The 19,377-nt window shown below is 59.5% G+C and carries 14 protein-coding genes; 10 read left to right on the top strand and 4 right to left on the bottom strand.

Annotated features, from left to right (window positions below; all coding sequences use genetic code 11):
* The first annotated feature begins 31 nt into the window (after positions 1–31).
* The gene (locus V9L13_RS24990; protein ID WP_338800817.1) at positions 32–751 is read left to right on the top strand and encodes an SIMPL domain-containing protein; all 720 of its coding nucleotides are present in this window, start codon (positions 32–34) and stop codon (positions 749–751) included.
* A 171-nt stretch (positions 752–922) separates the two neighbouring features.
* Here V9L13_RS24990 and V9L13_RS24985 read toward each other — a convergent pair whose 3' ends face one another.
* Positions 923–1,282, bottom strand: a complete 360-nt coding sequence (locus V9L13_RS24985) for a DUF6124 family protein (RefSeq protein WP_338800816.1) — start codon at positions 1,280–1,282, stop codon at positions 923–925.
* Positions 1,283–2,294: 1,012 nt separating this feature from the next.
* On the opposite strand from V9L13_RS24985, the gene V9L13_RS24980 reads away from it, so the two are divergent.
* The 9 genes from V9L13_RS24980 (at position 2,295) to V9L13_RS24940 (ending at position 14,934) form a co-directional block, all read left to right on the top strand.
* The gene (locus tag V9L13_RS24980; protein WP_338800815.1) at positions 2,295–3,896 is read left to right on the top strand and encodes an ABC transporter substrate-binding protein; all 1,602 of its coding nucleotides are present in this window, start codon (positions 2,295–2,297) and stop codon (positions 3,894–3,896) included.
* 260 nt (positions 3,897–4,156) lie between these two features.
* On the top strand, positions 4,157–5,782 hold the full coding sequence (locus V9L13_RS24975) for an ABC transporter substrate-binding protein (RefSeq protein ID WP_226500657.1): 1,626 nt from the start codon (positions 4,157–4,159) through the stop codon (positions 5,780–5,782).
* A 302-nt stretch (positions 5,783–6,084) separates the two neighbouring features.
* Positions 6,085–7,683: an ABC transporter substrate-binding protein gene (locus tag V9L13_RS24970; protein WP_338800814.1), complete on the top strand. Its 1,599-nt coding sequence runs from the start codon at positions 6,085–6,087 to the stop codon at positions 7,681–7,683.
* Between the two features lie 175 nt (positions 7,684–7,858).
* Positions 7,859–9,280 (top strand): OprD family porin, encoded by a 1,422-nt coding sequence (locus V9L13_RS24965; RefSeq protein ID WP_103485768.1) that lies wholly within the window; start codon positions 7,859–7,861, stop codon positions 9,278–9,280.
* 78 nt (positions 9,281–9,358) lie between these two features.
* A complete protein-coding gene (locus V9L13_RS24960) occupies positions 9,359–10,954 on the top strand; it encodes an ABC transporter substrate-binding protein (protein WP_201135809.1) in 1,596 nt (531 codons plus the stop codon).
* Between the two features lie 73 nt (positions 10,955–11,027).
* On the top strand, positions 11,028–12,038 hold the full coding sequence (locus V9L13_RS24955; protein WP_003221609.1) for an ABC transporter permease subunit: 1,011 nt from the start codon (positions 11,028–11,030) through the stop codon (positions 12,036–12,038).
* Between the two features lie 10 nt (positions 12,039–12,048).
* Entirely contained in the window at positions 12,049–12,975 is a 927-nt protein-coding gene (locus V9L13_RS24950) for an ABC transporter permease subunit (RefSeq protein ID WP_064585947.1), read from the top strand.
* A 10-nt stretch (positions 12,976–12,985) separates the two neighbouring features.
* A complete protein-coding gene (locus tag V9L13_RS24945; protein WP_338800813.1) occupies positions 12,986–13,954 on the top strand; it encodes an ABC transporter ATP-binding protein in 969 nt (322 codons plus the stop codon).
* Complete coding sequence (locus tag V9L13_RS24940) at positions 13,954–14,934, top strand: peptide ABC transporter ATP-binding protein (RefSeq protein ID WP_103485765.1); 981 nt, start codon at positions 13,954–13,956, stop codon at positions 14,932–14,934. The genes V9L13_RS24945 and V9L13_RS24940 overlap by 1 nt, the downstream gene beginning before the upstream one ends.
* A gap of 199 nt (positions 14,935–15,133) precedes the next feature.
* On the opposite strand, the gene V9L13_RS24935 is transcribed toward V9L13_RS24940, so the two are convergent.
* From V9L13_RS24935 to V9L13_RS24925, 3 genes are all read right to left on the bottom strand, one after another.
* Positions 15,134–15,388 carry a hypothetical protein gene (locus V9L13_RS24935; RefSeq protein ID WP_338800812.1) on the bottom strand — a complete coding sequence of 85 codons (255 nt, stop codon included), beginning with the start codon at positions 15,386–15,388 and terminating at the stop codon, positions 15,134–15,136.
* 157 nt (positions 15,389–15,545) lie between these two features.
* A complete protein-coding gene (locus V9L13_RS24930) occupies positions 15,546–16,775 on the bottom strand; it encodes an MFS transporter (RefSeq protein WP_338800811.1) in 1,230 nt (409 codons plus the stop codon).
* A gap of 1,149 nt (positions 16,776–17,924) precedes the next feature.
* Positions 17,925–19,226: an IS4 family transposase gene (locus V9L13_RS24925; protein WP_080593282.1), complete on the bottom strand. Its 1,302-nt coding sequence runs from the start codon at positions 19,224–19,226 to the stop codon at positions 17,925–17,927.
* Positions 19,227–19,377: the final 151 nt, after the last annotated feature.

Below are 19,377 nucleotides of genomic sequence, written 5' to 3'. Positions count from 1 at the left end.
CCAGCACCTGCGCCCTCATCAAGGAGCTTTCATGCACACATTTCGCCGCAGCGCCGCCCTTCTCGCCCTGACCGTCGGCAGCGCCGCCAGCCTTCCGGCGCTGGCCGCCGATGAGCTGCACTACAACCAGATCTCCCTGCGCGCCGAAGTCAGCCAGGAAGTGGCCCGCGACCTGATGATCGTGACGCTCTACACCGAAGCGCAAAACACCGACCCGGCCAAACTCGCCGCCGACGTCAGCACCACCATGAACAAGGCACTGGCCCAGGCCAAGCAAGTCAAAGACATCACCCTGCGTCAGGGCAGCCGCAACAGCTACCCGATCTACGACACCAAGGGCCAGAAAATCACCGGCTGGCGTGAACGCGCCGAACTGCGCCTGGAAAGCGCCGACTTCGCCGCCCTGTCCAAACTCACCGGCGAACTGCTGACCGACCTGAAAATGGGCGGCATGGACTTCGCCATCGCCGAGCCGACCCGCAAGGCCAGCGAAGACAAGTTGCTGAAAGAAGCCGTCAGCGCCTTCAAGGCCCGCGCGCAACTGGCCACCGATGCACTGGGCGGCAAGGGCTACAAAATCGTCAACCTGAACCTCAACAGCAACGGCTACCCACAACCGTACATGCGCGCCCCAATGATGATGAAAGCCGCCGGCATGGCGGATTCGGCACCGGTCACGCCGGAAGTAGAAGCCGGCACCAGCCAGGTCAGCCTGACCGCCGATGGCTCGATTGAAGTGCTGATGCAGTGAGTTGATGTGGGCTGAATGAGAAACCGGCGATCAGTAAGTGATCGCCGGTTTTTTTGTGCCTGGATTTTGTGGTGAATGTTCCGCCGCCATCGCGAGCAGGCTCACTCCTACAATTTGGAATGCATTCCTCTGTGGGAGCGAGCCTGCTCGCGAAGAACGATAACGCGGTCGTCAGCCTTGCGGATCCACCCGATCCAGCGCCCGGTTCACCGCCAGTTCAGCCAGCATGATGATCTGCTGAATCGCCAGCGCCGTATTGCGCTGCGGGCGACTGAGCTGATCGGCGAAATCACTGGCCATGGTGTTGGCCGAGGCCAGGGATTCACAGGCGTGGGCCAGCAGGCTTTCCGTGTCGATGCCCGGATGGACGAGGAACATCGAACTGGGTGGACGTGGTTTTGCGGATTCGGGGCTGAGGTAGAAATCGAGGGCACGTTTGATTGCTTCGCGGTTTTTTGCGAGGTCTTCGGCGTGGAGGGCTTCGGTGAGTGGGGTTGTTTCTGGGGGTGGATCGTGGACAGGCTTGGACATTGATAGCGTTCCTAATCAATAGCCATTCACGCGCCGTTCTCACGCGGCGGAGTGGTGGCAGCAATGTGCGGGGTGAGAAACCGGTAGGAACAAGCCCGGCCGGACCGAAGCCCGCCCGCACACAGCCGCCATAGAACATTGCAGCAGCAGAAATGCCGGCGGCAATTATGGTGGTACTGATTGTGGATTAACAGTTCCTACGGGTTCTCACGCCCGATCGCTGAGTTTTCAGCGACAGCTCAAGGCTAGAGAGCTGACGTCCGAGGGACAACCTGAAAACCTTGTGGGAAGGTTCTGGTTTTCTCACACATTCTTAAACACAACCCCACTCACTGTAGGAGCTGCCGAAGGCTGCGATCTTTTGACTTTGACTTTCACAATTCAAAAGCAAGATCAAAAGATCGCAGCCTTCGGCAGCTCCTACAGCGGGACTGGGTCCAGTCAATTAGAGACCGGTCGGCTGTCAGGCCGCCTTCGCTGGCAAGCCAGCTCCCACAAAATCAAGATCAAAAGATCGCAGCCTGCGGCAGCTCCTACAGGGAACATAAGTACAACCCGCACGCGGCGCATGCCGCCCCACTCCAGGATGAGCGCAAGCTCGGCTGCAGCTCTTGATCTTGATCCACGGGCGACGTCGGAAGGCTGAGCGGAGGGATTGATCCGGGGGTGGGAGCGCAGCGACCGTTTGGCGAAGCCAAACACAGCGAGAGGAGGTGCAGCGAAGCAAACCGGAGGCGCTGCCCCCGGATCGATCCCGCAGCGAAGGAACCCCGAGCCCCAGCGAGCGGGCCGAACGCAGGAGCAAGCGTTTTTGGTTACTTTTTAGGCGTTTGTAAAAAGTGACCCGCCGTAAGGGCGGAACCATAAGCCGCAGCACCCGAAGAAACGGATATGCCCAAACAGCGCTGGATATACCGAGATAGACGCATCCCCTCAAAAAACGATATTTCCGAACACCCCCGAATCCCCGCTAACCTCAAGGAACAACCACCTCCAGACCTACGGGCCAGACATGCAAAGATCCACCCTCAAACCACTCCTGATCACACTGGCCCTGAGCGCCATAACCCCAATCGCCAACGCAGCCACCACCCTGGTCTACTGCTCCGAAGCCAGCCCCGCAGGCTTCGACCCCAGCCAATACACCAGCGGCACCGACTTCGACGCCTCAGCCGAAACCGTCTTCAACCGCCTCACCCAATTCAAACGCGGCGGCACCGAAGTCGAACCCGGCCTGGCGACCAACTGGGACGTAAGCTCGGACGGCCTCCAGTACACCTTCCACCTGCGCCAAAACGTAAAATTCCACACCACCGACTACTTCAAACCCACCCGCGACTTCAACGCCGACGACGTGCTGTTCACCTTTCAGCGCCTGCTCGACCCGGACAACGCCTTTCGCAAGGCCTACCCCGCCGAATCCCCGTACTTCACCGACATGGGCCTGAACACCACGATCAAATCGGTGGAAAAACTCGACGAGCAGACCGTGCGCTTCAACCTCAACAACGTCGACGCCGCGTTCGTGCAAAACCTCGCCATGAGCTTCGCCTCGGTGCAATCGGCCGAATACGCTGCCCAGCTATTAAAGGAAGGCAAAGCCGCCGACCTCAACCAGAAACCGGTGGGCACCGGCCCGTTCGTGTTCAAGCGCTACCAGAAAGACTCACAAATCCGCTACGCCGCGAACAAGGCCTACTGGAAACCCGAAGACGTAAAGATCGACAACCTGATCTTCTCGATCACCCCCGACGCCGCCGTACGCCTGCAAAAACTCAAGACCGGCGAATGCCAGGTCAGCGGCTACCCGCGCCCGGCGGACATCGAAGTGATGGAACAAGACCCGAACCTGCGCGTACTGAAGCAGGCCGGTTTCAACCTCGGATTCCTCGCCTACAACACCACTCACCCGCCACTGGATCAGCTCAAGGTGCGGCAGGCGCTGGACATGGCCATCGACAAACCGGCGATCATCAAAGCCGTCTACCAGAGTGCCGGCCAACTGGCGCAGAACGCCTTGCCGCCGGCGCAGTGGTCGTATGACCCGAACATCAAGGACGCGCCGTACGACCCGGTGAAAGCCAAGGCATTACTCAAGGAAGCGGGAGTGGCGCCAGGTACCACCATCAACCTGTGGGCGATGACCGTGCAGCGCGCCTCCAACCCGAACGCGCGGATGTCGGCGCAGATGATCCAGCAGGATTGGGAGAAGATCGGGATCAAGGCCAACATCGTCAGCTATGAATGGGGCGAGTACATCAAGCGCGCGAAAAATGGCGAACACGACGCCATGATCTATGGTTGGACAGGTGACAACGGTGACCCGGACAACTGGCTCGGCGTGCTCTACAGCTGCGCGGCGGTCAAGGGCAGTAACTACGCCAAGTGGTGCGATCCGGCCTACGACAAACTGGTGCAGCAGGCCAAGGTGACCACCGACAAGGCGCAACGGGTAAAACTGTATCAACAGGCGCAACTGATCCTTAAACAGCAGGTGCCGATCACCCCGATTGCCAACTCGACCGTGTTCCAGCCGCTGCGCAAAGAAGTGACCGGCTTCAAGATCAGCCCGTTCGGCCTGACGCCCTTCTACGGCGTGGGTATAAATAAGTAACACCGAGCCCCAGAGCGGCGCACACAACGTGACCAGCGCACCGTTTTGGGGCTTCGTTTGCACCGTAAAAAACGCCCGCAAACGGTCAAATGCGTCAACTCTTATACAAATGCGACATTAAGGTACGTTCGTGCCACGCTTTGAGGCCGGCAGTCGCTCTGGATCTTGCATTGGGTATGGCCCCTGCATAAGTATCCGCAGGCACGACTCACGAGGTCGTACCTCAATATTAAAAAATGACAACAAATCATGAGGCCAACATGCTTAAACACGCGGTCATTCCGTTTTTAGTCGGCGCAGGCTTGTTAGCCTCCGCACCATTCGCATCCGCTGCGACTAACCTGGTGTTCTGCTCCGAAGGGAGCCCGGCCGGTTTTGATCCAGGCCAGTACACCACCGGAACCGACTTCGACGCCTCAGCAGAAACCATGTTCAACCGTCTGAGCCAGTTCGAGCGCGGCGGTACCGCTGTTGTTCCTGGCCTGGCCACCAGCTGGGACATTTCCCCGGACGGCCTGACCTACACCTTCCACCTGCGTGAAGGCGTCAAGTTCCACACCACCCCGTATTTCAAGCCGACTCGTGAGTTCAACGCCGACGACGTGCTGTTCACCTTCAATCGCATGATTAACAAGGATGATCCGTTCCGTAAGGCGTACCCGACCGAATTCCCGTACTTCACCGACATGGGGATGGATACCAACATCACCAAGATCGATAAAGTCGACGACCACACCGTCAAGTTCACCCTGAAAGAAGTCGACGCCGCGTTCATCCAGAACATGGCCATGAGCTTCGCCTCGATCCAGTCCGCCGAGTACGCTGCCCAGTTGCTCAAGGAAGGCAAGGCTGCCGACATCAACCAGAAGCCGATCGGCACCGGCCCGTTCGTGTTCAAGAGTTACCAGAAAGACTCCAACATCCGCTACACCGGGAACAAGGACTACTGGAAGCCTGAAGACGTGAAGATCGACAACCTGATCTTCGCCATCACCACCGACCCGTCGGTACGTATCCAGAAGCTGAAAAAGAACGAGTGCCAGGTCACCCTGTTCCCGCGTCCGGCGGATCTCGCGGCGCTCAAGGCCGACAAGACCCTGAAGATGCCTGACCAGGCCGGTTTCAACCTGGGTTACATCGCCTACAACGTGATGGACAAGGTCAAGGGCAGCAACGAGCCTAACCCGCTGGCTGACCTGCGCGTACGTCAGGCGCTGGACATGGCGGTGAACAAACCGCAGATCATCGATTCGGTTTACCAGGGCGCCGGCCAACTGGCCGTCAACGCCATGCCGCCGACCCAGTGGTCCTACGACACCACCATCAAGGACGCCAAGTACGATCCTGAAAAAGCCAAGCAACTGCTCAAGGAAGCTGGCGTCAAGGAAGGTACCGAGATCGTTCTGTGGGCGATGCCGGTTCAGCGTCCGTACAACCCGAACGCCAAGCTGATGGCTGAAATGCTCCAGTCCGACTGGAAGAAGATCGGCCTGAACGTGAAGATCACCAGCTACGAGTGGGGCGAGTACATCAAGCGTTCCAAAGGTGGCGAGAACCAGGCCATGATCATTGGCTGGAGCGGTGACAATGGTGACCCGGACAACTGGCTGAACGTGCTGTTCGGCTGCGACTCGCTCAGCGGCAACAACTTCTCCAAGTGGTGCGACAAGAAGTTCGACGGCCTCGTCAAGGAAGCCAAGCGCACTACCGACCAGGCCAAGCGCACCGAACTGTACAAACAGGCGCAACACGTCCTCAAAGATGCAGTCCCAATGACACCTATCGCTCACTCGACGGTGTATCAACCCATGCGCGCCAACGTGCAGGACTTCAAGATCAGCCCATTCGGCTTGAACTCCTTCTACGGCGTCAGCGTCAGCAATTAAAAACAGACAGCGGCGACGTTTCAGGCGGCGCCGCTGTTTTTTTCTGCCGACTAGCCAGGAATTTGCCTACAGCCATTTCCACCCTGCTCTAACAGGGAGGTACATGACGTGTTGCCTTTTCCTACGAGTCTTTAGGACTCAGCGCATTTACTGCCAGACCCACGGCCCCTACCGTCGGGCTCTGACCAGTTTCTGCGTGGGCCACCGGCTTGCTGTACGTACTGGATTGAGCTCAATGCAACCTCAACTTCCCTGGACGGGATCGCGGTGCATTGAACAACACTAAAAAAAGAGGGAGCGTCATGCGCCATACCTTGGTTTTTTCCGCATTGCTGGGCGCCGGCCTGTTGGCCGCCACGTCGGCCAGTTACGCCGCCAGCGACAGTCTGGTGTTCTGCTCCGAAGGCAGCCCGGCGGGTTTCGATACCGCGCAATACACGACGGCAACCGATAACGACGCCGCCGAGCCGCTGTATAACCGTCTGGTCGAGTTCGAAAAAGGCGCCACCAATGTCGTACCGGGTCTGGCAACCAAGTGGGATATTTCCGAGGATGGTCTCAAGTACACCTTTCACCTGCGTGAAGGTGTGAAGTTTCATACAACGCCGTACTTCAAACCGACGCGCGATTTCAACGCCGACGACGTGCTGTTCACGTTTAACCGCATGCTCGATCCCGCGCAGCCATTCCGTAAGGCTTATCCGACCGAATTCCCGTACTTCAACGGGATGAGCCTGAACAAGAACATCGCCAAGGTCGAAAAGACCGGGCCGCTGACCGTGGAGTTCACGCTCAACAGCGTCGACGCCGCGTTCATCCAGAACATCGCCATGAGCTTCGCTGCCATCCTGTCCGCCGAATACGCTGACAAGCTGCTGGCCGAAGGCAAGCCGAGCGACATCAACCAGAAGCCGGTCGGCACCGGGCCGTTCGTGTTCAAGAGCTATCAGAAAGACTCGAACATCCGTTACACCGGCAACGAGCATTACTGGGACCCAAGCCGGGTCAAGCTGAAGAACCTGATTTTCGCGATCAACACCGACGCCTCGGTACGCGTGCAGAAACTCAAGGCCGGCGAATGCCAGATCACCCTGCATCCGCGTCCTGCCGATGTTGAAGCGCTGAAGAGCGATCCAAAACTGCAGCTGATTTCCAAGCCCGGTTTCAACCTCGGCTACATCGCCTACAACGTCCGTCACAAGCCGTTCGACCAGCTCGAAGTGCGGCAGGCGCTGGACATGGCGGTGAATAAACAAGGGATTCTCAACGCCGTTTATCAAGGCGCCGGACAGCTGGCGGTCAACGCCATGCCGCCGACCCAGTGGTCCTACGACGACAGCATCAAGGACGCCGCCTACAACCCGGAAAAAGCCCGCGAGTTGCTCAAGGCTGCCGGCGTCAAGGAAGGCACCGAGATCACCCTGTGGGCGATGCCGGTACAGCGTCCGTACAACCCGAATGCCAAATTGATGGCCGAAATGCTCCAGGCTGACTGGGCCAAGATCGGTCTGAAAGTGAAGATCGTCAGCTACGAATGGGGCGAGTACATCAAGCGCACCAAGAATGGCGAGCACGATATCAGCCTGATCGGCTGGACCGGCGACAACGGTGACCCGGACAACTGGCTGGGCACCCTGTACAGCTGCGACGCGATTGGCGGCAACAACTACTCCATGTGGTGCGACCCGGCTTACGACAAGCTGATCAAAGAGGCCAAGGTCGTCACCGACCGCGACCAGCGCACCGTGCTCTACAAACAGGCGCAGCAGTTGCTCAAGCAGCAAGTGCCGATCACGCCTGTCGCCCACTCGACGGTCAACCAGCCGTTAAGCGCCAGGGTTGAAGGCTTCAAGGTCAGCCCCTTCGGTCGCAATGTGTTCTCGGGCGTCAGTATCGATTAACCCAACCGATTAGCCGCAACGCTGAGGGGGCTGTCTATCCCCCTCACGCAAGCGCTTTGCCGAAATTCGCCAATCAGGCCTTTTGCAAACGTTTGCGATGTGTGAATGAGTTCTAAACCAATAACCGGCCAACCCAAAAAAGCCGGCATAAAAAGAAAGTAAAGGAGCTTCACCCATGAAACTGAGCAGCACTGCGATACTGGCTTTGGCCATCAGCAGCATTACCGCAACGGCGTATGCGGAACCTGTTAGTCAGGAATTCGTACCGACCACTCTGGCCGGCAGCAGCGCCCAAAGCGAGGCCAAAGGCTTTGTCGATGGACAAAGTCTGGGCGGCACCACGCGTAACTGGTATGCCAACGAACTGAAGCGTCGCGATGACACCTTCAGCTACGTGAAAAACAGTGACAAGAACACTTCGCCCGTGGTCAAAACACCGACCGCACGTCGTATCAACTGGGTTCAAGGCACAATCGTCAACTACACCTCGGGCTTCACCCAAGGCACCGTTGGCGTCAGCACCGAAGTCGCGGCCTACAACGCCATCGCTCTCGACCGTGACCGCAAGGACATCGCCGGCGGTTCCAACCGTACCCTGGCGCACTCCGACGGTGACGCTGTCGACCAGTGGAGCAAACTGGGTCTGGCCAACGTCAAGTTCCGTGTTTCCAACACTACGCTGACCGCAGGCCGCCAGAATTTCAGCACCCCGATCGTCGACGTCATCGGCAACCGTCCGCTGCCTTCGAGCTTCGAAGGTATCAGCCTGCACAGCGAAGAATTCAACAACCTGTCGTTCGACCTGGCCGGTTTTGACCGCGTCTCGCCTCGTACCGAGCAGAGCCTGTCGAAGTTCCGCAGCGAATACGGTGCCAACGGCGCGGAAACCGACAAGGTCTACACCGCCGGCGTCAACTATCAGCCGCTCAAAAGCCTGAAAACCAGCCTCTACGTGGCCAACGTCGAAGACTTCTGGAACCAGTACTACTTCGGCGGCACCCATGAACTGGGTGACAGCCAGGTGCTGAGCCTGACCACCGGTCTGAACTACTACAAGACCGTAGATGAAGGCAAAAAACTGATGGGCAAAATCGACAACGACACCTACTCGCTGTCGTTCGGCCTGACCCACCAGGCGCACAGCCTGACCTTCTCGTACCAGCAAGTGAACGGTGACGAGTACTTCGACTACCTGCACGAAACCAACGGCATCTACCTGGCCAACTCCCTGCTGTCGGACTTCAACGGCCCGAACGAGAAATCCTTCCAGATCGCCTATGGCATCAACATGGCCGAATACGGCGTGCCAGGCCTGAAGTTCAACATCTACCAGGCTCGTGGCTGGGGCATCGACGGTACTCACTACACCGGCACCGCCTACACCGATCCGGGCGCCAAGCGCGGCGACCTGAGCCTGATGGACGGCGAAAGCCACTACGAATACGGCATCGGCGCCTCTTACGCCGTGCAGAGTGGCCCTCTGAAGGCCACCGCGATTCGCGCGACTTACACCACTCACCGCGCGAGCGAGCATCAGGCTGACGGCAACATCAACGAGTTCCGTCTCGTGACCACGATTCCATTCAACATCCTGTAAAAACCGCCGACCGACGGCTGACTCATGACGAGTCGGCCGTTCGGTTTTTTGTCTTCAACCGATTGCAGAGGGTTATCGATGAAAATGCTTCCCCTACGTGCGGCCGTCGCTGCCGCGTTGTTGAGCGCCGCCATCGGCGTCTCGGCCAAACCCTTGGTGGTCTGCACCGAAGCCAGCCCGGAAGGCTTCGATATGGTCCAGTACACAACTGCAGTCACTGCCGATGCGGTGGCCGAAACGATCTTCAACCGTCTGGCCGACTTCAAGCCCGGCACCACCGAAGTGATCCCGGCGCTCGCCGAGTCCTGGGACATCAGTGACGACGGCCTGACCTACACGTTCCACCTGCGCAAAGGCGTCAAGTTTCACACCACCGAATATTTCAAGCCGACCCGCGACATGAACGCCGACGACGTGGTCTGGAGCTTCCAGCGCCAGCTGGACCCGAATCACCCGTGGCACAAACTGTCGAGCGTGGGCTTCCCGTACTTTGAAAGCATGGGCTTCAAGGAACTGCTCAAAAGCGTAGAGAAAGTCGACGACAACACGGTCAAGTTCACCCTGACCCGCCGCGAAGCGCCGTTCCTGGCCGACATCGCCATGGCGTTCTCCTCGATCTACCCGGCCGAATACGCCGACCAGTTGCTCAAGTCCGGCAAGACCGGCGACCTCAACAACAAGCCTGTGGGCACCGGCCCGTTCATCTTCCAGCGTTACGCCAAGGACGCCCAGGTACGCTTCAAGGCCAACCCGGACTACTTCCGTGGCAAGGCCCCGGCCGACGCGCTGATTCTGGCGATCGCCACTGACAACAACGTGCGCCTGCAGAAGCTCAAGGCCAACGAGTGCCAGATCGCGCTGTATCCGAAGCCGGATGACATCCCGAGCATCAAGAAAGACAGCAACCTGAAGGTCGACGAGATGGACGCGATGACCGTCTCGTACATCGCCATGAACACCCAGCACAAATACATCAGCGACGTGCGGGTGCGCAAAGCGATTGATATCGCCTTCGACAAGGAAGCCTACGTCAACGCGCTGTTCGGCAAAGGCAACGCCTCGGTCGCGGTCAACCCGTACCCGCCGACGCTGCTGGGCTACAACCACGACCTGAAGAACCCGCCACGTGACCTCGACAAGGCGCGCGCCCTGCTCAAGGAGGCCGGGGTTCCGGAAGGCACCGTGTTTACCCTGTTTACCCGTAACGGTGGTGGCCCGACCAACCCGAATCCGATGCTCGGCGCGCAGATGATGCAGGCTGACCTGGCGAAAGTCGGGATCAAGATCGACATCCGCGTGATGGAATGGGGCGAGATGCTCAAACGCGCCAAGGCCGGCGAGCACGACATGGTGTCGGCCGGATGGGCGGGCGACAACGGCGACCCGGATAACTTCCTGACGCCTATGCTCAGTTGCGAAGCGGCCAAGAACGGCGAAAACTACGCTCGCTGGTGCAACGAGAAATTCCAGGCACTGCTGGACGAAGCACGGGCTAAAGTAGATCCGGCCGAACGCGCCAAACTCTACGAACAGGCCCAGGTGCTGTTTAATCAGGACCAACCGTGGATCAGCATGGCCCACACCCGTATGTTTACCGCAATGCGCAACAACGTAGAGGGTTATCACATCAGCCCTCTCACCACTAATAACTTCGCCACCACCCAGGTGAAGTAGATAAGAAACTCCCGGCCTCCCTGACCCCAGGGTCGCCGGGCACGCCTAACCGGCTGATGAGGTACCACACAAGATGTTTAGTTTTATTGCCCGCCGACTGGGGTTGTTGATCCCCACGTTTTTCGGCATCACCCTGCTGACTTTCGCGTTGATTCGCATGATCCCTGGCGACCCCGTGGAAGTGATGATGGGCGAACGTCGGGTCGACCCCGAAATGCACGCTCAGGCAATGGAACGCCTAGGTCTGAACAAACCGCTGTATGCCCAGTACCTGGACTACATCGGCAAACTGGCCCACGGCGATCTCGGCGAATCCCTGCGTACGCGTGAAAGCGTATGGACCGAGTTCACCTCTCTCTTCCCGGCGACCCTGGAACTGTCCATGGCCGCCCTGCTGTTCGCCGGCATCCTGGGCCTGCTGGCCGGGGTGATTGCGGCCCTCAAGCGAGGATCCCTGTTCGACCACGGGGTGATGGGCATCTCCCTGGCGGGGTATTCGATGCCGATCTTCTGGTGGGGCCTGATCCTGATCATGTTTTTCTCGGTGAGCCTGGGCTGGACCCCGGTCTCCGGACGGATCGACCTGCTCTACGACATCGAGCCGCGCACCGGTTTCATGCTGATCGACACGCTGCTGGCCGATGACATGGGCGCGTTCCTCGATGCCCTGCATCACCTGATCCTGCCGGCCATCGTGCTCGGCACCATTCCGCTGGCGGTGATCGCGCGGATGACCCGTTCGTCGATGCTCGAAGTGCTGCGTGAAGACTACATCCGTACCGCCCGGGCCAAAGGCCTGTCGCCGGCGCGCGTGGTGTTCGTGCACGGCCTGCGCAACGCGCTGATTCCGGTTCTGACCGTGGTCGGTCTGCAAGTCGGCACCCTGCTGGCCGGTGCAGTCCTGACCGAAACCATCTTCTCCTGGCCCGGCATCGGTAAATGGCTGATCGAAGCCATCGGCGCCCGGGACTACCCGGTTGTGCAAAACGGCATCCTGTTAATCGCCTGCCTGGTGATTCTGGTCAACTTCGTAGTGGACATCCTCTACGGCTTTGCCAACCCACGCATCCGTCATCAGCGCTGAGGTCCATACCATGAGCACTCCAACATCCTCAGTAGCCAATGCCGCCCCAAGCGCGGATCAAAGCCTGCTGTACCCGTCGCCGTACAAAGAATTCTGGCAAGCCTTCTCCAAAAACAAGGGCGCGGTTGCCGGCCTGCTGTTCATGCTGCTGGTGATTTTCTGCGCGATCTTCGCGCCGTGGGTCGCGCCGCATAACCCGAGCGAGCAATACCGTGACTTCCTGCTGACGCCACCGGCCTGGCTTGAAGGCGGGCAGATGCAGTTCCTGCTCGGTACCGATGAACTGGGGCGTGACCTGCTGTCGCGCCTGATCCAGGGTTCGCGCCTGTCGCTGCTGATCGGTCTGTCGTCAGTGGTGATGTCGCTGATCCCGGGGATCCTGCTGGGTCTGTTCGCCGGCTTCTTCCCGAAAATGATCGGCCCGACCATCATGCGTCTGATGGACATCATGCTGGCCCTGCCGTCCCTGCTGCTGGCTGTGGCGATCGTCGCCATCCTCGGCCCTGGCCTGATCAACACCGTGATCGCCATTGCTGTGGTGTCCTTGCCGTCCTACGTGCGTCTGACCCGTGCTGCGGTGATGGGCGAACTGAACCGCGACTACGTGACCGCCGCGCGCCTGGCCGGTGCCGGTCTGCCACGCCTGATGTTCATCACCGTGCTGCCCAACTGCATGGCGCCACTGATCGTGCAGGCGACCCTGAGTTTCTCTTCGGCGATTCTCGATGCTGCGGCGCTGGGCTTCCTCGGCCTTGGCGTACAACCGCCAACCCCTGAGTGGGGCACCATGCTGGCCTCGGCCCGCGACTACATCGAACGCGCCTGGTGGGTCGTCAGTCTGCCTGGTTTGACCATTTTGCTCAGCGTGCTGGCAATCAACTTGATGGGCGACGGCCTGCGCGATGCGCTGGACCCGAAACTCAAGAACGCCGCCTGAGGAGATTCCCATGTCACTGCTAGAAATCAAGAATCTCAACGTTCGCTTCGGCGACAAGAACGCCGTTCCAGTAGTCGACGGCCTCGACCTGAAAGTCGACAAGGGCGAAGTCCTGGCGATCGTTGGCGAATCGGGTTCGGGTAAATCCGTGACCATGATGGCGCTGATGGGCCTGATCGAGCACCCGGGGATCGTCACTGCCGATTCCCTGAGTTTCGACGGCAAGAACATGCTCAAGCTGAGCAGCCGCCAGCGTCGACAAATCGTCGGCAAAGACCTGGCGATGGTGTTCCAGGACCCGATGACCGCACTCAACCCGAGCTACACCGTCGGTTTCCAGATCGAAGAAGTGCTGCGCCTGCACCTGAAAATGTCCGGCAAGCAAGCGCGCAAACGTGCCATCGAACTGCTGGAAAAAGTTGAAATCCCGGGCGCCGCCAGCCGTATGGACGCCTACCCGCACCAACTGTCCGGCGGTATGAGCCAGCGCGTGGCGATTGCCATGGCGATTGCCGGCGAGCCAAAACTGCTGATCGCCGACGAACCGACCACGGCGCTGGACGTAACGATTCAGGCGCAGATCATGGATCTGCTGCTGGCGTTGCAGAAAGAACAGAACATGGGCCTGGTGCTGATCACCCACGACCTTGCGGTCGTGGCTGAAACCGCCCAGCGCGTGTGCGTGATGTACGCCGGCCAAGCGGTTGAAGTCGGTCAGGTGCCGCAACTGTTCGACATCCCGGCGCACCCGTACAGCGAAGCGCTGCTCAAGGCGATTCCCGAGCACAGTCTGGGCGCCTCACGCCTGTCGACCCTGCCGGGTATCGTTCCGGGCCGCTACGACCGTCCGCAGGGTTGCCTGCTGTCGCCGCGCTGCCCGTACGTGCAGGACAGCTGCCGCGCGCAGCGTCCAGCCCTTGATCCGAAAAGCAACAGCCTCGCGCGCTGCTTCTTCCCGCTGAACCAGGAGGTGGCGTAATGGCCGTCGTACTTACCGCCCGCGACCTGACCCGTCACTACGAAGTCTCCCGTGGCCTGTTCAAGGGCCACGCGACCGTGCGCGCCCTCAACGGTGTGTCGTTCGAACTGGAAGCCGGCAAGACCCTCGCCGTGGTCGGCGAATCGGGCTGCGGCAAATCCACCCTGGCCCGTGCCCTGACCCTGATTGAAGAGCCGTCGTCCGGCTCGCTGAAGATCGCCGGTCAGGAAGTCGCCGGCGCCGACAAGGCCCAGCGCAAGCAACTGCGCAAAGACGTGCAGATGGTATTCCAGAGCCCGTACGCATCGTTGAACCCACGGCAGAAAATCGGTGATCAACTGGCCGAGCCGCTGCTGATCAACACCAACCTGTCGGCCACCGAACGTCGCGAGAAAGTCCAGGCGATGATGAAGCAGGTCGGCTTGCGTCCTGAGCATTACCAGCGTTATCCGCACATGTTCTCCGGCGGTCAGCGTCAGCGGATCGCCCTGGCCCGGGCGATGATGCTGCAACCGAAAGTGCTGGTGGCGGACGAACCGACCTCGGCGCTGGACGTGTCGATTCAGGCGCAGGTGCTGAACCTGTTCATGGACCTGCAGCAGGAATTCAACACCGCCTACGTGTTCATCTCGCACAACCTGGCCGTGGTGCGTCACGTCGCTGATTCGGTGCTGGTGATGTACCTCGGCCGGCCGGTGGAAATGGGCCCGAAAGAGGACATCTACACCCGTCCTCTGCACCCGTACACCCAAGCCTTGTTATCGGCGACGCCTACGATCCACCCGGACCCGGACAAGCCGAAAATCAAGATCGTCGGCGAACTGCCCAACCCGCTGAACCCGCCACCGGGCTGCGCGTTCCACAAGCGCTGCCCGTACGCGACCGAACGTTGCAGCAGCGAAGAGCCGGCCCTGCGCCAGCTCGACAACCGGCAGGTGGCTTGCCACTACGCCGAGCAGTTCCTCGACGGCGCCGCCTGATCACCGCGGACAGAATTGTGGCAGCGGGCTTGCTCGCGAATGCGGTGTGACAGTCGATGATGATGGTGACTGATTCACCGCTTTCGGGCGCAAGCCCTCTACCACAGGGGATTTGAGTTGTAGTCAAAGGGTTAACCAAACCCCTTCTCCTCCGATTGCGCATCAGTCGGGGAAGAAGGGGTTTTCTTTTGCCGGCGATTTACGACTGGCTGTCGCCGTCGTCATCGTCAGTGTCTGGCTCATCAGTGGTGGAGTCGTCATCGTCCTTGCTGCCGCCCTGGTCCTGATCGCCCGGTTCGGATTCAGACTTGGCCAGCATGACCACACCGGCTTGTCCGTGGGCTGCGTTAAAACCCTGTGGTGGCGTGGCAGAACTCGCCCACGCCGCCGTGGTGCCAAGCGTCAACATCACCAAAACCTTAAGCAACAGCACAACGCGTTGAAAAATGCTCATAGCCATTTCCATCCTTTCGTGGTTGAAGCCTGGGGTGCCAATCCGGCGCTGAATGAAATCTAGTTCCGATCAGTCCGGTTCACCAGATAGGACGCTAACGGGACCTCGGAAATGCCCCGGTCGGGAAGATCACTTGTGAATAACCGCTATAACCGAATCAGCTAAGCGAGGTGGCGCGCTGGTTGGCGGCTTGCGCCTTGGCCGGTGTCGACAAGCGTGTAGCAAGGCAGATCAGCGGCACGGTCAACAACGCCAGTGTCGCGCTCGCAAGCCATACGCTGTGCCCGCCGAAGTGCCCATACAGCTGACCACTCAGCACCGGAGACAGCAACGCACTGGCGCTCCAGCTCATGAAGAACAGGCCGAAATACTGGCCGCTCTTGCCACCCTGCGCATGCCGCATGACCAGCACATTCATTGGCGGCATGAAAAAAGCTTCACCCAATGTCCAGATCACCGTCGACAGACACACGTAAAACAACCCCGAGCCAAACGGCAACATCCCCAACCCGACCGCCAGTAACACACAGCCCGCCAGCACTTGTCGACGCAAGCCCCAGCGCTCGCCCCAATGCGTCAGTGGGATCTGCAGCGCCACCACCAGCATCGCGTTAAGCCCGAACTGCCAGCCGATGGCCTCGGTGCTCAAGTGGTAGTAGTCACGCAGATAGTTGCCCAGCGTGCTGTAAACCGTGTCGAACGCCATCCCCAGCAACACCGCCGCACCGAGCAGCCAAAGGAACGCCGTGTCGCGCAACGGTGTGCCAGTGCCAGCCTCGGTCACCTCATCGGGCTCGAGCACCGCACGGCGCCAGGTAGTGCGCACAAACCACAGCAACGCCAGCAACGTCATTGCCGCACTGACAAAAAACACCCAACGGAAATCCGTCTGCGCCAACACCCCGCCGGCAATACCGGCAGCCGCCATGCCAAGGTTTCTTGCAACACGGCTCAAGGCCTGGGCGCGCGAACGCTGCGCTGGCTCGCAATACTCCATGATCAGCCGCTGATGCAGGGTTCGAATCGCCCCGTCGAGGGTACCGCTGAGCAACAGCAACCCGGCCAGCAGCGGCACCTGCGTCACCAGCCCCAGCAGGATCAACACCCATACGGAGACGAAGAACAACGCCGCCGTCAGCCGCGCCGTCCGCACATGGTCACTGAGCAGCCCGCCGAGCATCGAACCGATCAACAACCCGGCACCATAGGCCGACAGCAGCCAACCGACTGTCTCGATCGCCAGCCCCAACTCCTGACGCAGATACAGCGCCATGAACAGCTTGACCATGCTGCTCAGACGATTGATGAACAGCAATGCCGCAAGTACCCAGGCCATCAGACTGAAATAGCCGCTGGGACGCAGCAGATGGACGAGGTTGCGCGTCATTCCCTTGACCTCTCAAAGCGACTGGCGTGGACCTGAAACACTAACGCCCAGCACACCGGTTGTCGCGCTCAAGAACATCGAGAACTCAAAATACGGACTCGCCCTACAGTCCCTACGGTCGCTCAGTTCGATTAGAAAATGGTCGGTTGTGAAACCGCCTTCGCGAGCAAGCCCGCTCCCACAGTGGATTGGGCGAGTCAGTTAGAAAATGGTTGGCTGTCAGGCCGCCCATCGCCAGCAGGCTGGCTCCTACAGAGGGATTGGGTGTGGTTTGTTAGAGATTGGTCGGCTCGGAGGCCGCCATCGCTGGCAAGCCAGCTCCCAAATTGGGATTGGGTGTGGTCTTTTGGAGATTGGTCGGCTGTCAGGCCGCCATCGCCAGCAGGCTGGCTCCTACAGAGGGATTGGGTGTGGTCTTTTAGAGATTGGTCGGCTCGGAGGCCGCCATCGCTGGCAAGCCAGCTCCCACAGTGGGATTGGGCGAGTCAGTTAGAAAATGGTTGGCTGTCAGGCCGCCATCGCCAGCAGGCTGGCTCCTACAGAGGGATTGGGTGTGGTCTGTTGGAGATTGGTCGGCTCGGAGGCCGCCATCGCTGGCAAGCCCGCTCCCACAGTGGATTGGGCGAGTCAGTTAGAAAATGGTTGGCTGTCAGGCCGCCCATCGCCAGCAGGCTGGCTCCTACAGAGGGATTGGGTGTGGTCTGTTGGAGATTGGTCGGCTCGGAGGCCGCCATCGCTGGCAAGCCAGCTCCCCCAGTGGGATTGAGTGCAGGCAGTTGGAAATTGGTCGGCTGTCAGGCTGCCATCGCCAGCAGGCTGGCTCCTACAGGAAAGCAAAAGCCTAGCGCATGCTTTTCACCACTCAAATGGCCGAGTGTCAGCTCGCCGAAAGCTTTTGATCTTGATCCACGGGCGACATCGGAAGGCTGAGTGGAGGGATTGGTCCGGGGGTGGGAGCGCAGCGACCGTTTGGCGCAGCCAAACACAGCGAGAGGAGGTGCAGCGAAGCAAACCGTAGGCGCTGCCCCCGGATCGATCCCGCAGCGAAGGGACCCCGAGCCCCAGCGAGCGGGCCGAACGCAGGAGCAAGCCTTTTTGGTTACTTTTTCGGCGTCTGGAAAAAGTGACCCGCCGTAAGGGCCATCCCTTTCAAGGTCTTTTCGTTTTGGCGGCCTTGATTACCCTGTCCGTTGAAACATGAGCATGCACCGCTGTGCCTTGGACCCACGTTTTGGGCTTGGGCACCTTGGGGCCTCGGGGGCTTTTCGCAACTTGTTTTGGCTGGATGTTTCTGGCTAGTTCCAACAAGCGCTGAGCCAGTTTTTCCGCAGGGATAACGGGAAGGTACTCCGAGGGCAGCGCAATCTGCATTCCCTCATAACCACTCCTGACCTGGACCGCCAAGTGGTAGGTCGAGGCTTCCCAGCCTTCAGGCTGGGTGTCGCGATGGGCTTGTTCGACACTTCGTTTGAGTACGGCCAGGACGTTGTATGCCAATACCGCAGTAGCGAACCCGAGCAAGGCAGCCTTTGGGCTGCCAAGGGTTTCGATTTCACTTTCCAGGATCGCTTCCAGTCGCTGGAACATGCCCTCAATACTCCAGCGGCGGCGATAGAGTTCTGCGATCTGCTGTGCACTGATGCTCTCAGGTAGATTGCTCCAGAACATCAAGCTGCTGTCACCCGAGTCTGTTGGCGAATGAAGCGTCAGTTCCACGCGCCGCCATTGGTAACCGCCTCTGACGTGGATGATCTGCTCGCGCACAGTGCCTGTTTCCACAGCTACGGGCTCTTGCCACTCACCCTCTTGAATCAGGCGTGGGTGCTTGGCTTGCTGACGAATGACAAAGGATGTCTGGACCTGCTCACAAGCTTCCATAACCGGGAGCGTGCAGTAGAGTCGATCAGCCAGCCACACCTGGCCCGGCTCGGCATCAGCCAATAGAGGCAGCACACAAATACGCTCGCTTGCGTAGGCATCCTCACATGCCTGAAGGTCGATGACCTGATCGAGATCGGGGTCGTAGACAACCACCGAAAAGCCAGGACGAGCGGCACCCCGCTCGTGGCGTAGAGCGCCCAGACGTTTCTCAGTGGATGCCAAGTGGTTGCCGTCCACCACCCGAACCTGCCAGCCCGGCAGCATCGTGGTGCAACCCAGCTCTTTGATGGTTGGGGTCAGGCGTTGTGCACAGCCTGTGACCAGCGCGCGCAACAGAGCAGGTTCGGTACGACTGATCTTGTCGTAGAGGGCTGCCAAGCTGACAGGAAGATCTTCCAGTTGCCGAGCGGCGGCGTGCAGGGATGGCTTCAAACCCAATGAAACAAGGGACATCAGCTTGATGATGGTCGAGAACAGTAGTTCACGAGAATACTGCCGTTGCCGATGTTCTTCGAAGACCTGATCGACCCACTCAGGAGCAATAGCCTGCTCCAGCGCCAACTTGGCCATGACGCTGGCAGGTGCTTTTTTTTCGAATCGAGCTAGAACATCGGTCCACATCTTCGGGGGATCCCTGACTGAAATTTCAGGGGATTTTACCTAAGACCTTGAAAGGGATGGCCGTAAGGGCGGAACCCTAATCCGCCATCACCAAAAAAAC

Origin of the sequence: Pseudomonas sp. RSB 5.4 (assembly GCF_037126175.1) — a bacterium.
Lineage (GTDB): Bacteria > Pseudomonadota > Gammaproteobacteria > Pseudomonadales > Pseudomonadaceae > Aquipseudomonas > Aquipseudomonas fluorescens_H.
Note: the sequence above shows the minus strand (reverse complement) of the source record. Positions and strands in the feature narration are given on the sequence as shown.